This is a genomic window from Paraburkholderia bannensis NBRC 103871 (genome assembly GCF_000685015.1).
GTDB lineage: Bacteria > Pseudomonadota > Gammaproteobacteria > Burkholderiales > Burkholderiaceae > Paraburkholderia > Paraburkholderia bannensis.
This window is the reverse complement of record NZ_BAYA01000001.1, coordinates 277,704-291,471: the sequence shown is the minus strand read 5'-3', so window position 1 is coordinate 291,471 and position 13,768 is coordinate 277,704. Positions and strand designations below refer to the sequence as shown.

The 13,768-nt window shown below is 65.9% G+C and carries 12 protein-coding genes; 4 read left to right on the top strand and 8 right to left on the bottom strand.

Going from position 1 to position 13,768, the window contains the following annotated elements; all coding sequences use genetic code 11:
* Nucleotides 1-62 precede the first annotated feature (62 nt).
* Together radA and BBA01S_RS01270 are read left to right on the top strand one after the other, a co-directional pair.
* Nucleotides 63-1,439 (top strand): DNA repair protein RadA, encoded by a 1,377-nt coding sequence (gene radA, locus BBA01S_RS01275; protein WP_027814846.1) that lies wholly within the window; start codon nucleotides 63-65, stop codon nucleotides 1,437-1,439.
* 154 nt (nucleotides 1,440-1,593) lie between these two features.
* The gene (locus BBA01S_RS01270; RefSeq protein WP_027814845.1) at nucleotides 1,594-1,857 is read left to right on the top strand and encodes a DUF2866 domain-containing protein; all 264 of its coding nucleotides are present in this window, start codon (nucleotides 1,594-1,596) and stop codon (nucleotides 1,855-1,857) included.
* 78 nt (nucleotides 1,858-1,935) lie between these two features.
* Here BBA01S_RS01270 and BBA01S_RS39650 read toward each other — a convergent pair whose 3' ends face one another.
* Together BBA01S_RS39650 and BBA01S_RS01260 are read right to left on the bottom strand one after the other, a co-directional pair.
* Complete coding sequence (locus tag BBA01S_RS39650; protein ID WP_084161688.1) at nucleotides 1,936-3,132, bottom strand: CaiB/BaiF CoA transferase family protein; 1,197 nt, start codon at nucleotides 3,130-3,132, stop codon at nucleotides 1,936-1,938.
* Between the two features lie 75 nt (nucleotides 3,133-3,207).
* The gene (locus tag BBA01S_RS01260) at nucleotides 3,208-5,157 is read right to left on the bottom strand and encodes an ATP-binding cassette domain-containing protein (protein WP_027814844.1); all 1,950 of its coding nucleotides are present in this window, start codon (nucleotides 5,155-5,157) and stop codon (nucleotides 3,208-3,210) included.
* Nucleotides 5,158-5,384: 227 nt separating this feature from the next.
* On the opposite strand from BBA01S_RS01260, the gene BBA01S_RS01255 reads away from it, so the two are divergent.
* On the top strand, nucleotides 5,385-5,867 hold the full coding sequence (locus BBA01S_RS01255; protein WP_027814843.1) for a glutathione peroxidase: 483 nt from the start codon (nucleotides 5,385-5,387) through the stop codon (nucleotides 5,865-5,867).
* A 16-nt stretch (nucleotides 5,868-5,883) separates the two neighbouring features.
* Here BBA01S_RS01255 and cls read toward each other — a convergent pair whose 3' ends face one another.
* The 6 genes from cls to dapC all read right to left on the bottom strand — a co-directional run bounded on the left by cls (nucleotide 5,884) and on the right by dapC (nucleotide 12,314).
* Nucleotides 5,884-7,344: a cardiolipin synthase gene (cls, locus tag BBA01S_RS01250; protein WP_027814842.1), complete on the bottom strand. Its 1,461-nt coding sequence runs from the start codon at nucleotides 7,342-7,344 to the stop codon at nucleotides 5,884-5,886.
* Nucleotides 7,345-7,543: 199 nt separating this feature from the next.
* Nucleotides 7,544-8,440: a 50S ribosomal protein L3 N(5)-glutamine methyltransferase gene (gene prmB / locus BBA01S_RS01245; protein ID WP_027814841.1), complete on the bottom strand. Its 897-nt coding sequence runs from the start codon at nucleotides 8,438-8,440 to the stop codon at nucleotides 7,544-7,546.
* A 30-nt stretch (nucleotides 8,441-8,470) separates the two neighbouring features.
* Nucleotides 8,471-9,610 carry a succinyl-diaminopimelate desuccinylase gene (dapE, locus tag BBA01S_RS01240; RefSeq protein ID WP_027814840.1) on the bottom strand — a complete coding sequence of 380 codons (1,140 nt, stop codon included), beginning with the start codon at nucleotides 9,608-9,610 and terminating at the stop codon, nucleotides 8,471-8,473.
* Nucleotides 9,611-9,727: 117 nt separating this feature from the next.
* Nucleotides 9,728-10,096 (bottom strand): arsenate reductase, encoded by a 369-nt coding sequence (locus tag BBA01S_RS01235; RefSeq protein WP_027814839.1) that lies wholly within the window; start codon nucleotides 10,094-10,096, stop codon nucleotides 9,728-9,730.
* Complete coding sequence (gene dapD, locus BBA01S_RS01230) at nucleotides 10,096-10,923, bottom strand: 2,3,4,5-tetrahydropyridine-2,6-dicarboxylate N-succinyltransferase (RefSeq protein WP_027814838.1); 828 nt, start codon at nucleotides 10,921-10,923, stop codon at nucleotides 10,096-10,098. Before dapD ends, BBA01S_RS01235 begins: the two co-directional genes overlap by 1 nt.
* A gap of 149 nt (nucleotides 10,924-11,072) precedes the next feature.
* A complete protein-coding gene (gene dapC, locus BBA01S_RS01225) occupies nucleotides 11,073-12,314 on the bottom strand; it encodes a succinyldiaminopimelate transaminase (RefSeq protein WP_027814837.1) in 1,242 nt (413 codons plus the stop codon).
* A 274-nt stretch (nucleotides 12,315-12,588) separates the two neighbouring features.
* Here dapC and BBA01S_RS39645 point away from each other — a divergent pair, with 274 nt between their 5' ends.
* Nucleotides 12,589-13,743, top strand: coding sequence for a DMT family transporter (locus tag BBA01S_RS39645; protein ID WP_084161744.1), 1,155 nt, complete (start codon nucleotides 12,589-12,591; stop codon nucleotides 13,741-13,743).
* Nucleotides 13,744-13,768 lie beyond the last annotated feature (25 nt).

The window sequence follows — 13,768 nt, the reverse complement described above, 5'->3', positions numbered from 1 at the left end:
CATACTTATCAGCTTCAATCCTCAGACAAACGCGTAGCAAGCACGCGGCACGACAACACAGCATGGCGAAGGCGAAGACGGTCTATATCTGTACCGAATGCGGCGGACAGGCGCACAAGTGGCAGGGACAATGTCCCGCGTGCAACGCGTGGAACACGCTGGTGGAAAGCGTCGCGGAACCGGCCGGCAACCACCGCTTCCAGGCGCTCGCCAAGAGCGCGCCGGTACGGCGTCTGGCCGATATCGAAGCCTCGGACGTGCCGCGTTTCACCTCGGGCATCGGCGAATTCGATCGTGTGCTGGGCGGCGGCCTCGTCGCGGGCGGCGTGGTGCTGATCGGCGGCGATCCGGGGATCGGCAAGTCGACGCTGCTGCTGCAATCGCTCGCGGAAATCGCCGCCGACCGGCGCTCGCTCTACGTGAGCGGCGAAGAGTCGGCTGCGCAGATTGCGTTGCGTGCGCAACGTCTCGGGCTGCTGGAGCAGGGCTCGAAGATGAACGATCTTCAACTGCTCGCCGAAATCCAGCTCGAAAAGATCCAGGCGACCATCGAGGCCGAGAAACCCGACGTCGCCGTGATCGACTCGATCCAGACGATCTATTCCGAAGCGCTGACTTCCGCGCCAGGCTCCGTCGCGCAGGTGCGCGAATGCGCCGCGCAGCTCACGCGCATCGCCAAGCAGTCGGGCACGTCGATCATCATGGTCGGTCACGTGACGAAGGAGGGCAACCTCGCGGGCCCGCGCGTGCTGGAACACATCGTCGATACGGTGCTGTACTTCGAAGGCGACACGCATTCGTCGTTCCGTCTCGTGCGCGCGTTCAAGAACCGCTTTGGCGCGGTGAACGAGCTCGGCGTGTTCGCGATGACGGAAAAAGGCTTACGCGGCGTGGCCAATCCTTCCGCGCTGTTTCTGTCGCAGCACGAACAGAGCGTGCCGGGTTCGTGCGTGATGGTGACGCAGGAAGGTTCGCGTCCGCTGCTCGTGGAAGTGCAGGCGCTCGTCGATACGGCGCAGGTCCCGAACCCGCGCCGTCTGGCCGTCGGTCTGGAGCAGAACCGCCTCGCGCTGCTGCTGGCGGTGCTGCACCGGCACGCGGGCATCGGCTGCTTCGATCAGGATGTGTTCCTCAATGCTGTGGGCGGCGTGAAGATCACCGAACCGGCCGCCGACCTGGCCGTGCTGCTGTCCATTCATTCCTCGATGCGTAACAAGGCGTTGCCTAAGGGTCTGATCGTTTTTGGCGAAGTGGGCCTCGCGGGTGAGATCCGACCCTCGCCACGCGGCCAGGATCGTCTGAAGGAAGCGGCGAAGCTCGGTTTTACCTGTGCGCTGATTCCCCGCGCCAACGCGCCGAAGCAGCCGATCGAAGGCCTGAACGTGATCGCCGTCGAGCGGATCGAAGAGGCGATCGACCGCGTGCGCGAGTTCGAGTAAACGCCGTTTGCGCGCCAGAAATACCGTGCGCAGGCACGGTCTGGCGCGTAATGATTAGTAACAACCCTGGCGCGCGCTGTAACCAGAAAGTTTTGCGATTTCCCTATCCTTGCCCGAATGAGCAACCCCGCATCCAGCGGAAAGGATAGCGACTTTGAAACAGACAGAATCGTCCATTGGCGTTAGTTCGATCGTCGTGCGCGGCTGCCGGGTCTCCGAGCCGCTCATGCAGCCTTGGGGCAGCAGTTGCCGCATCGTCGAGTGGATCGACGGCGATGGCCGCATCTCGCGGCAGGTGGTCGCCGGCAACGTGACGCCTGCGCAGGTGCGCAACACCATTGCCCACCACATCGAAGGCCGCAAGCACGTGTTGTATGACGATGAGCGCGCACCGCGCCAGACCTTGCCGCGACGCTAGCCGCGCGGTTTTTTCCAGCTTCAGACAAGACAATGGGCGCACGATGATGCGCCCATTGCTGTTTTTGTGGCCCGGTTTTTAGCCCCAGGGCCCGTAATTGAACGGTTTCTTGCCGGGCTGACCCGCTTGACCGGCCTGCGGTTGCGGGCTGGCCGGCGCGACGGCAGGGGGCGCCGACCCGGCGCCCATGGGCAGGCGCGCGAGCTTCGCGGGCGGCTGTGCCGCGGCTTTGCGCTGCGCTTCGATATCGTCGAGCAGCGCCTGCAGGACATCCGCATTGAAAAGCGGATGGCTGGCGGCCTCGCCGGGCTTGAGCACCGGCGACACGCAACAGTCGATCACTTCGAGCCGGTCGATCCACGTTTGCAGCGGTTCCGCGGCGATCAGCGCGGCCAGGTCGCGCGTGAGCGCGACTGCATCCGATCCGCCGATCGCCTGGCCAAGACTCCAGTGGCGCTGCGCCCAGTCCTCACGGCCCAGTGCAGTGCAAAGCGTCTGCCAGAACTTGAGTTCGAGCGCGCCGACCGCGAGCCAGCGGTCGTCCTGCGTCCGGTACAGGTTGTAGCAGGGCACGCCGCCGTTGAGCAGTCCGCCGCCCGGTTGAAGCGCCGCCGCGTCGTCGTTGGCGAGCGCCACTTGCGCGACCACGTTGTTCACATGCGATTCGCGCGCCATCGAGATATCGACGAAACGGCCTTCGCCGCCGCGCGACACCTGCCATAGCGCCGCCAGAATCTGCGAGACCGCCGACAGCGCGCCACCGAGCAGATCGGCGATCTGAAAATTGGGCAACACAGGCGCGCCGTCGCGTGTGGCGATCTGGTCGAGCACGCCCGCGTAGGCGATGTAGTTGATGTCGTGGCCCGCGCGCTCAGAAAACGGCCCGCTCGCGCCATAGCCCGTGATTGCGCAATAGACGAGCTTGGGATTGGCCGCGCGCAGCGTCTCGTAGCCGACGCCGAGCCGCTCCATCACGCCGGGCCGGAAGCTTTCGACCAGCACGTCGGCGTCGCGCGCGAGGGCGAGCAGCACGGCGCGGCCGCCTTCGGATTTCAGGTCGAGCCGCGTTTCGCGCTTGCCGCGGTTGACGAGCCGATAGAACGCGCCGGGGCGTCCCGCGAGTTCATCGGCGGTGTTCTGCATCATCGCGCGCGACGCGTCGCCGGCGCCGGGCGGCTCGATCTTGAGCACGTCCGCGCCCATTTCCGCCAGGCGCAACGTGGCTACGGGCCCGGGCAAAAGTCGGGTCAGATCGAGAACGCGTAGGCCCTGCAAGGCGGCGGGTGTCGACACTCGGATGGCTCCTGACGATGGTGCTGACTGGCGTGGATAGCGGTAATGCGCGGGCGTCTAGCCGATCTGCTCAAGTTCCTCGTGGGCTTCGAGCCAGTCGGCCTCAAGCGCTTCGAGGCGTGCCTGGACTTCGGCCTGACGGCGGATCGAATCGGTCAGCTTGCTCTTTTGCGCGGGTTCGTAGCTGGCCGGATCGGCGACATACGCGTCCAGTGTGCTCTTTTCCGCGTTGAGCGCGTCCATCTCTTTCTCGATTTTGGCGATCTTCTGTTGCAAGGGCTTTTTCAGGTGCCCAAGGCGCTGGCGCGTTTCCGCCTCCTGGCGGCGCTGCTCCTTGCGGTTCACGGCGTCGTCGGCACTTGCGCCGGATGCCGCATTCGCCGTGCCGCTGGCTGCGGCCTTGAGCGCCGCGCGCTGTTCAGCGGCGTGCTGGAGCAGCCAGTCGCGATAGTCGTCCAGATCGCCGTCAAACGGTTGCAGGCGGTGCTTCGCGACCAGCATGAACTGGTCGGTGGTGGCGCGCAGCAGATGCCGGTCGTGCGAGACAAGAATCAGCGTGCCCTCGAACTGCGCGAGCGCCATGGTGAGCGCGTGGCGCGTTTCGAGGTCCAGGTGGTTGGTCGGCTCGTCGAGCAGCAGCAGGTTGGGCTTCTGCCAGATGATGAGCGCGAGCGCCAGCCGCGCCTTTTCGCCGCCCGAAAACGGCGCGATAGGCGCCGTGGCCATTTCGCCGGGGAAGTTGAAGCCGCCGAGGAAGTCGCGCAGTTCCTGCTCGCGCGTGTCGGGCGCAAGGCGCGCGAGATGCTGGAGCGGCGTGTCTGCCGGGCGCAGCGTTTCGAGCTGATGCTGCGCGAAATAGCCAATCTGCAAGCCCTTGCCGGTGCGCAGCTCGCCCGACAGCGGCGCGAGCGTGGCCGCGAGCGTCTTGATGAGCGTGGACTTGCCCTGGCCGTTCGCGCCGAGCAGGCCGATGCGCTGGCCGTTCTGGATCGACAGGGCGACGCCTTCGACGATCGGCGTTTCGTGGCCGTCGTCGGCGCGATAGCCGCAGCGCACGCGATCCATCACCAGCATGGGATTGGGCGCGGAATCGGGCGAGCGGAATTCGAACGTGAAGGGCGAGGTCGCGTGCGCGGGCGCGATCAGCTCCATCTTCTCCAGCGCCTTGACGCGGCTTTGCGCCTGGCGCGCCTTGGTGGCCTGCGCCTTGAAGCGGTCGATGAAGCTTTGCAGGTGCGCGACGGTGCGCTGCTGCTTCTCGAAGGCGCTTTGCTGGAGCGCGATCTGTTGCGCGCGCAGGATCTCGAACTGCGAGTAATTGCCGCCGTAGCGCTTGATCTGCTGGTTTTCCAGATGCAGCGTGACATTGCAGACCGAGTCGAGGAATTCGCGGTCGTGCGAAATCACGACGAGCGTGCCTGGATAACGATGCAGCCAGTCTTCGAGCCAGACGATCGCGTCCAGATCCAGGTGGTTCGTGGGTTCGTCGAGCAGCAGCAGATCCGAGCGGCACATCAGCGCCTGCGCGAGGTTCAGGCGCATGCGCCAGCCGCCCGAGAAGCTCGCGACCGGCTGGCGCGTCTGCTCCATCGTGAAGCCGAGACCCAGCAGCAGCGCTTCTGCGCGCGCGGGAGCCGTGTAGCCGTCGGCATCGGCGAAGGCAGCGTGGGCTTCGGCTTCCGCCGCGCCGTCATGCGCCGCCGAGGCCGCGGCGATGCGCGCCTCGATCTCGCGCAGCGGCGCGTCGCCGTCCAGCGTGTAGTCGAGCGCGTTTTTGTCGACAGCGGGCGTTTCCTGTGCGACGTGCGCGATCGACCACGAAGGCGGCATCGAGAAGTCGCCGGCGTCCGCGTGCAGCTGGCCGCGCAGCACGGCGAACAGCGTGGACTTGCCCGCACCGTTCGCGCCGATGAGCCCGACCTTTTCGCCCGGATTGAGGGTGAACGAGGTCTGGTCGAAAAGCGGCTTGGTGCCGCGGGCGAGGCTGAATTGATTGAAGCGGATCACGGGAGCGCAGGCGCGGCCAAAGCCGCAGACAAAACGTAAAGCGCTATTTTAGACTGCCTCGCGCTGCGCCCGGCATCGGCCGAACGGCCAGTACGCGATTGGGGTGCGTTCGCGACAGATTCGCGGCCAATTCGCGCAAGCGTCATCGTCGCGCGCTAGCCATCTGGCCAGGGTGCTGGCGGCACGCTTTCTCACGTAGACTGGCGCTTTCCTTGGGGAGGAGCCAGATGACCACGGTCTATTCGTTCACCGCGCAACCGCTCGGCGGCAGCGCGCCAGTGAGCCTCGAACACTACGCGGGCAAGGTCCTGCTGATCGTCAACACCGCGAGCGAATGCGGCTTCACGCCGCAGTACGCGGGCCTGCAAAAGCTCTACGACCAATACGCCTCGCGCGGCCTCGCGGTGCTCGGTTTTCCGTGCAACCAGTTCGGCAAGCAGGAGCCGGGCGACGCCACGCAGATCGGCGCGTTCTGCGAGAAGAACTTCGGCGTGACGTTTCCGATGTTCGAGAAGATCGACGTGAACGGCGCGAACGCGCATCCGCTCTACGACTGGCTCACCGGCGAGGCGCCGGGCCTGTTGGGGCTCGAGCGCATCAAGTGGAATTTCACGAAGTTTCTGGTCGACCGCAGCGGCAAGGTCGTCAAGCGCTATGCGCCGGTCACGAAGCCCGACGCCATCGCCGCCGACATCGAAAAACTGCTGTAACGCTGCGCCGGGCGGATCAAAGGATCGGCGCGAACAGGCGCGCGACGTGCATGGCGATCTTGCGCCACGCGGGCGCGTCGCGATACTCGCCGCGATCGATTTCCAGGCTCGCTTCGAAGTCGCGCAGCAGCATCGCTTCGACTTCCGAGGCGAAGCCGGCATGCACGGTCAGCACCATGATCTCGAAGTTCAGGCGGAACGAGCGGTTGTCCAGGTTCGCGCTGCCGATGGCGGCCGCCGTGTCGTCGATCAGCACGACCTTCTGGTGCAGGAAGCCGGGCTGGTAACGGAAGATGCGGATACCCGCGCGCACGGCGTCATAGGCGTAGAGCGTGGAGGCTTCGAACACTACAAAGTGGTCGCGGCGGCTCGGGATCAGGATGCGCACGTCCACGCCGCGCAGCGCGGCCAGACGCAGGGCGGCCAGCACGGCGGAATCGGGCACGAGGTAGGGCGTGGTGATCCAGATGCGCGTGTTCGCTGCGTTGATCGCTTCCACGAAAAAGAGCGAACAGGTCTCCTGACGATCGGCGGGGCCGGTGGGCATCACGAGGCAGGCCATGTCGTCGCCGTCGCGGGGCTTGGGCGCGGGCGCTTCGCTGCCCGGCAGTTCCTGGGTGACCCAGTACCAGTCCTCGGTGAACGCGAACTGGATGTTGGCCACCACGGGGCCGCGCACTTCGATGTGCGTGTCGCGCCACGGCGAAAGCGGTGGCTTCGCGCCCAGGTATTCGACGCCCACGTTATGGCCGCCGACGAACGCACGTTCGCCGTCGACGACGACGATCTTGCGGTGATTGCGGAAGTTGAGCTGGAAGCGGTTGACGAAGCGGCGTTTGGTCGAAAACGGATGCACTTCCACGCCGCCCGCGCGCAGTGCGCGCACGTAGCTCGCGGGCAGGTCGAAGCTGCCGATGCTGTCGTAGAGGAAATGCACGCGTACGCCGCGCGCGGTGCAGCCGAGCAGCAAGTCCTTGAGCATGTCGCCCAGGGCATCGGCGCGCACGATGAAGAACTGCACGATCACGTAGTGCCGGGCCTGCTCGATGGCGTCGAAGATCGCCGAGAACGTCGCCTCGCCATTCACGAGCGTACGCACCGTGTTGCCGGGCACGAGCGGCATGCCGCCCAGGTGCGAGAGCGTGCGGATCACGCGTGGATTGAGCGAGTCGGCGGCCCCGTGCGCTTCTGCGGCAAGGCGGTCGCCGGATGCGCTCCCTAAGTGCCCGAGACCGGGCGCGCGCGAGCGCAGCGTTTCATTGCGCAGCCGTCGGGCGTCCGCGTAGCCCGCGAACTTGCTGCGGCCCAGAAACAGGTAAGGGATGAGCGTGAGGTAAGGCATCGTCGCGAGCGAGACGGCCCACGCGATCGCGCCTTGGGAGGTACGGGTGACGAGGATGGCGTGACACGCCGCGATCAGTCCAAGCAGGTGGATGATCGCAAGCAGGGTGCCGAGGGTTGACCAGTCGAATCGCATAAAGACGCGGGACGCTCCTGAAGCCGGACGGCTGGCTTGAGTCGTAAGCTGTCAGCCTCAAGTCAAAAGGCCGGGAAGCGTCCATCTTACCGAAGCCCGCGCAACGGGGGCTGTCCCGGTAGCCGGCCGGGGCCGGTGGGGGGCATCGGACGCGCGCGCCGCCTCAACGGGCGACGCGCGAATCAGCGTGGCCGCCTGATTAAACCGGCAGGTCGCAGGCCTGGATCAGGAACACCTGATCGTCGCCTGCGCTCGTCGAGAGCCAGACGAGATCGAGGCCGCCAAACGCGGCTTCGACGTTTTCGCGCTCGTTGCCGATCTCGACCACGAGCACGCCGTCATCGGTGAGCCAGTTGCGCGCTTCCTTGATGATGCGGCGCACGATGTCCATGCCGTCCGCGCCGCCTGCGAGCGCCATCTCCGGCTCGTGGCGGTATTCGGGCGGCAGCGCCTCCATCGAACCTGCGTTGACGTAGGGCGGGTTGGTGATGATGACGTCGTAGCGGCGCTCGGCCAGCGGTGCGTACAGGTCGCCTTCAAACAGCGAAATGCGTGCGTCCAGCTCGTGCTCGTGCACGTTGCGCCTGGCCACTTCGAGCGCGGGCGCGGACAGGTCGACGGCGTCGATATCGGCGTTCGGGAAGGCGTGCGCCGCGAGGATCGCGAGGCTCGCCGAACCCGTGCAGAGTTCGAGCACGGCGGTGACCTGTTCGGGATCTTCCACGTACGGCTGCAGGCCGTCGGCCAGCAATTCGCCGATGAACGAACGCGGCACGATCACGCGTTCGTCGACATAAAAGCGCAGGCCGTGCATCCACGCTTCCTGCGTGATGTAGGCGGCGGGCACGCGCTCGGTGGCGCGGCGCTCGATCACGGCGAGCACCTTGTCGATTTCCTCGCTCGACAGGCGCGCGTCCAGGAACGGATCGAGCAGGTCAAGCGGCAGGTGCAGCGAGTGCAGGATCAGATACGCGGCTTCGTCATAGGCGTTGCTCGAGCCGTGGCCAAACGCAAGCTGTGCGGCCGAGAAACGCGAGACGCCGTAGCGCAGCAGGTCGCGCACGGTTGAAAACGTCGTGGAAAGCGGATGGGTCATGAATGGGACTCCAGCGTGAGCGCAGGGCGCTTACGCGATCAGTTGTTCGAGCACGCGGCGGTACACGTTCTTGAGCGGGTCGATGAACTTCACTTCGATGTGCTCATCGATCTTGTGGATGCTGCCGTTGGGCGGGCCGAATTCCACCACCTGCGGGCACATGCGCGCGATGAAACGGCCGTCGGAGGTGCCGCCCGTGGTGGAGAGTTCGGTGGTCACGCCGGTTTCGTCGAGGATGGCCGTCTCAAGCGCGTTCGAGAGCGCGCCGCGCGGCGTGAGGAAGGGCAGGCCGCTCACGCTCCAGTGCAGGTCGTATTCGAGGCCGTGCTTGTCGAGGATCGCATGCACGCGCTGTTGCAGGCCTTCGACGGTGCTGGCGGTCGAGAAGCGGAAGTTGAACAGCACGTCGGCGTGGCCGGGGATTACGTTGCTCGCGCCGGTGCCGCTGTGCAGGTTCGATACCTGCCAGGTGGTGGGCGGGAAGTATTCGTTGCCGTCGTCCCATTTTTCGGCGACGAGTTCGGCCAGCGCTGGGGCGAGCAGGTGCACGGGATTCTTCGCCAGGTGCGGATAGGCGATGTGGCCTTGCACGCCCTTGACGACGAGCTTGCCCGACATCGAGCCGCGGCGGCCGTTCTTCACGCAGTCGCCCAGCGTTGCCGACGAAGTGGGTTCGCCGACAATGCAGTAGTCCATCTTTTCGCCGCGCGCCTGGAGCGCCTCGACGACCTTGACCGTGCCGTCGGTCGCGGGGCCTTCTTCGTCGCTGGTGATGAGGAACGCAATCGCGCCGCGATGCTGGGGATGTGCGGCGACGAACTCTTCGCTGGCCACGACGAAGGCGGCGAGCGAGGTCTTCATGTCGGCGGCGCCGCGGCCGTAAAGGATCCCGTCGCGGTGATGAGGTTCGAACGGCGGCGAGCTCCATTGCTCGAGCGGGCCGGTCGGCACGACGTCGGTGTGGCCAGCGAAGGCGAGCAGCGGGCCGTCGGTGCCGGCCGTGCCGCGTTTGACGGCCCACAGGTTGGTCACGCCGTTGGATTCGATCGTTTCGCACGCGAAGCCGAGCGCGTTGAGGCGTTCGGTCATGATGCGCTGGCAGTGCTGGTCGTCGGGCGTCACGGACGCGCGCGCGATCAGGGCTTCGGTAAGGGCGAGGGTGGCGGACATGGATGGACCGGTTGCAAATGAAAATGCCGGCACCGCTGACGAATCAGGGGCCGGCAACAGCTTGTGATGGCGTTGATCTCCGACGTGCGTGGAACGCTCATCGGAGTCACGCGAACTTCAGGCAAAAATCGCTTCGAGCTGCTCGGCGGCGAAACCGAGCGCCTTCACGCGGCCGTTCACGGCGATCACCGGACGCTTGATGATCGACGGCTTATGGCTCATCAGCGCGATCGCGCCAGCAGTGGTGTCGGCTTCGGCCTTGTGCACCTCGGACAGGCCGCGCCAGGTCGTGCCGCGCTTGTTGATCAGCTGATCGAGCGACACGTCCTTGAGCCAGTCCTGCACCAGCGCGTTCGACACGCCGGCCTTCTTGAAGTCGTAAAACTCGAACTCGACGCCGTGCTCTTCCAGCCACACGCGGGCCTTCTTCACGGAGTCGCAGTTCGGAATGCCGTAGACGACGACGGTCTTTGAGGCCTTCGCCATCAGTCGCCTCGCAGCAGCTCGTTCAGGCCGACCTTGGCGCGGGTCTTGGCGTCGACCTTCTTGACGATCACGGCGCAGTACAGGCTGTGCGAGCCGTCCTTCGAGGGCAGGTTGCCGGCCACGACGACCGAGCCAGCCGGGATGCGGCCATACGAGATTTCGCCGGTTTCGCGGTCATAGATCTTGGTCGACTGGCCGAGGTACACGCCCATCGAGATGACCGAGTTTTCTTCGACGATCACGCCTTCCACGACTTCCGAGCGCGCGCCGATGAAGCAGTTGTCTTCGATGATGACCGGGTTGGCCTGCAGCGGCTCAAGCACGCCGCCGATGCCGACGCCACCCGAAAGGTGCACGTTCTTGCCGATCTGCGCGCACGAACCGACCGTCGCCCACGTGTCGACCATCGTGCCTTCGTCGACGTAAGCGCCGATGTTGGTGTACGACGGCATCAGCACGACGTTCTTGCCGATGAACGAGCCGCGGCGCGCGATGGCCGGCGGCACGACACGGAAGCCGCCTGCGGCGAAGTCTTCAGCGGTGTAGTTGGCGAACTTCGACGGCACCTTGTCGAAGAACTGCGTGAAGCCGCCTGCGGCCATCGGCGCGTTGTCTTCCAGGCGGAACGACAGCAGCACGGCCTTTTTCACCCACTGGTTGACGACCCAGTCGCCGTCCTTCTTCTCGGCGCAGCGCAGGGCGCCCTTGTCGAGTTCCGCGATCACGTGGGCGACGGCTTCACGCACGTCGTTCGGCGCGGACTTGGGCGAGAAGTCGGCGCGGTTTTCCCAGGCGGTGTCGATGATCTGCTGAAGTTGTTGCGACATGGTGGTGATTTCGTGAGAGTTCGGTGAAAAAGCGCGCCGCAAGGGCGCGATCGGCAAAGCGTGGCACGCGCGGCAAGGCGCGCGTGCGGGAGAGTGGTTCTGGCCGTTGATGCCATTCAGGCGGCTTGTGGCCGCTGACTAGCCGCTGTCTAGCCGTTAGCTTCGACGTTAGCTTCGAGCGAGCGGCAGAAGTCGACGATGCGCTGCGCGCCCTCGATGCACTCCTCGACGTCCGCGACGAGTGCGAGGCGCACAAAACCGGCGCCGGGATTCGTGCCGTGCGCTTCGCGCGCGAGATACGAGCCCGGCAGAACGGTCACATTATAGTCGGCGTAGAGGCGCTGGGCGAACGCGGCGTCCGACAGGCCCGTGCGCGCGACGTTGGCCCACAGGTAGAAGGCCGCGTCGGGCAGCTTCACGTCGAGCACGTCGGCGAGCATCGGCGTCACCGTCGAGAACTTCTGGACGTATTTCGCGCGGTTCTCGCGCACGTGCGCTTCGTCGCCCCAGGCCGCGATGCTAGCCGATTGCCAGACCGGCGACATCGCCGAGCCGTGATACGTGCGATAAAGCAGGAACTGCTTGAGGATCGCAGCGTCGCCCGCGACGAAGCCCGAGCGCATGCCCGGCGCGTTCGAGCGCTTGGACAGGCTCGACAGCATCACGAGGCGCTCGAAACCGCGGCCCAGCTGGTGCGCCGCTTCCAGTCCGCCAAGCGGCGGCCTGGTTTCGTCGAAATAGATCTCGGAATAGCATTCGTCGGACGCGATCACGAAGCCATACTTGTCGGACAGCGCGAACAGCTCGCGCCAGTCGTCGAGCGTGAGCACCGCACCCGTCGGATTGCCCGGCGAGCAGACGAACAGCAGTTGCGTGCGCGCCCAGACTTCCTCGGGCACCTGCGAATAATCGCAGGCGAAGTTGCGGGCCGGATCGCTATTCACGAAGTACGGCTCGCCGCCCGCAAGCAGCGCGGCGCCTTCATAGATCTGGTAGAACGGATTGGGGCAGAGTACGATCGCCCGCTTCGCCGGATCCTTTGCGCCCGCCGTCGGATCGACGACCGCCTGGGCGAGCGCGAACAGCGCTTCGCGCGAACCCGAGACCGGCAGCACCTGGGTGCTGGCGTCGATCGCGGGCAGGTCGTAGCGCTCGGTCACCCATTTCGCGATCGCCTCGCGCAGCGCGGGCGTGCCGCCCGTGGCCGGGTACACCGACAGGCCGTCGAGCGAAGCGACGATGGCTTCGCGAATCAGCGTGGGCGTCGGATGTTTCGGCTCGCCGATCCCGAAGCTGATGTGGCGCAGGCCGGCATTGGGCGTGACGTCCTTGAAGAGCACGCGCAGCTTTTCGAAGGGATAGGACTGGAGAGTGTCGAGTAGCGGATTCACTGGCTTGGCGGGCGGAGGCGAAAAACAGATGAAAAGCGTGGCAGCGCAGCAGCGTGGACGTGCATGAGCGCGGCGGGGCCGGAAACGGTCGCTGCGCAACTGCTGTGGCTGGAAAAGCGTGAATTATAACTTGGCGACGTCCGGACGTTGCGGGCCCGCCGGGCTCGCAAGTCAGGCCGGACGTGCGCTGGAGACAGAAAGGGCTAGAGATGCAATCGATGAAGGGGATCGCGCAAGCGACGTGGCGAACGTGGCGCAGCGCGCAGGGGGCGCAATGAACGCAAGCTTGAAGGCCGGCTGGCCTACGCTCGCCATCCTGATCGGCGCTTCGGTGTGGGGCGTGATCTGGTATCCGCTGCGCACGCTCGCCAGCTTTGGTCTGACCGGCACGGCGGCCGGTGCGGCCACGAGCGCGGCGGGTTGCCTGTTCGTGCTGCTGCTGCGCCGACGCTCGATTGCCACGGTGCGCTGGCACTGGATCCTGCCGATGCTGGGGCTCGCCGCAGGCGTGACCAACATCGGCTTCGTGTGGGGCGCGATCCACGGCGAAGTGATGCGCGTGCTGCTGCTGTTCTATCTGACGCCCGCATGGACGGCGATTTTCGCGCACTTCATCCTGCATGAGCGTCTGTCGTGGTCGGGCGCGGCGCTTGCCGGCCTGTCGCTGCTGGGCGCGGTGATGATGCTGTGGTCGCCGAAGCTCGGCGTGCCGCTGCCGGGCAGTGCGGCGGAGTGGGCGGGGCTGATCGCCGGGATGGGTTTCGCGATGAGCAACGTGCTGGTGGTCAAGACGAGCCGCGTCCTGCCGCAGATGAAACCGGAAATGCGCACCGCCGTGATCTTCGGCGGCGCGGCGATTTTCGGCGCACTGGCCTCGTGCTTCGAGCCGCTGCCTGTGCTTCACGCGGGCGAGCCGGTCGCGCAGGTCGTGTTGCTGGTGTTGGTGCTCGGCCTGCTGCTCAGTTCGAACAACATGCTCGTGCAGTACGGTCTCGCGCGCGTGCCCGCCAACCGGGCTTCGATCATCATGCTGTTCGAAATCGTTGTGACGGCGCTCTCGTCGTGGCTGCTGGCGGGCGAGACGCCGGGCCCGCGCGAATGGGCGGGCGGCGCGTGCATCGTGCTGGCTTCGCTGCTGTCGAGCTGGGTGCATCGCACGCAGGATGCGAAGCGCCAGGACGAGTCGCCCGCGCACGAAAGCGCCGATGCGAGCGCAATCGCCCACGCGCAGACCAGCCGGATCGACGAAGCCGCTGCCAACGCGCGCGATCGCACCGGAAACGACGCAAATGCAGCCGTCAACGCAGCCGCCAACGCCGACGAAAGTGCATCCCAGGAAGCCGACGCGCCCGAAAGCGACGCGAAAGACAGCGCCGCACCCAACGCCAGTCCGCGCAGCGGGCGGAATGGCTCGCGTGCGATGGTATGATTGCCGCTGATCCTCGCCGGCCGGG

Excerpts from the sequence above, each read along its gene's own strand:
- dapE (WP_027814840.1), bottom strand. The coding sequence starts at position 9,610 with ATGTCCGCCACCCTCGCCCTTACCGAAGCCCTGATCGCGCGCGCGTCC.
- radA (WP_027814846.1), top strand. The coding sequence starts at position 63 with ATGGCGAAGGCGAAGACGGTCTATATCTGTACCGAATGCGGCGGACAG.
- BBA01S_RS39645 (WP_084161744.1), top strand. The coding sequence starts at position 12,589 with ATGAACGCAAGCTTGAAGGCCGGCTGGCCTACGCTCGCCATCCTGATC.
- prmB (WP_027814841.1), bottom strand. The coding sequence starts at position 8,440 with ATGACCCATCCGCTTTCCACGACGTTTTCAACCGTGCGCGACCTGCTG.
- BBA01S_RS01255 (WP_027814843.1), top strand. The coding sequence starts at position 5,385 with ATGACCACGGTCTATTCGTTCACCGCGCAACCGCTCGGCGGCAGCGCG.
- BBA01S_RS01235 (WP_027814839.1), bottom strand. The coding sequence starts at position 10,096 with ATGGCGAAGGCCTCAAAGACCGTCGTCGTCTACGGCATTCCGAACTGC.
- dapD (WP_027814838.1), bottom strand. The coding sequence starts at position 10,923 with ATGTCGCAACAACTTCAGCAGATCATCGACACCGCCTGGGAAAACCGC.
- cls (WP_027814842.1), bottom strand. The coding sequence starts at position 7,344 with ATGCGATTCGACTGGTCAACCCTCGGCACCCTGCTTGCGATCATCCAC.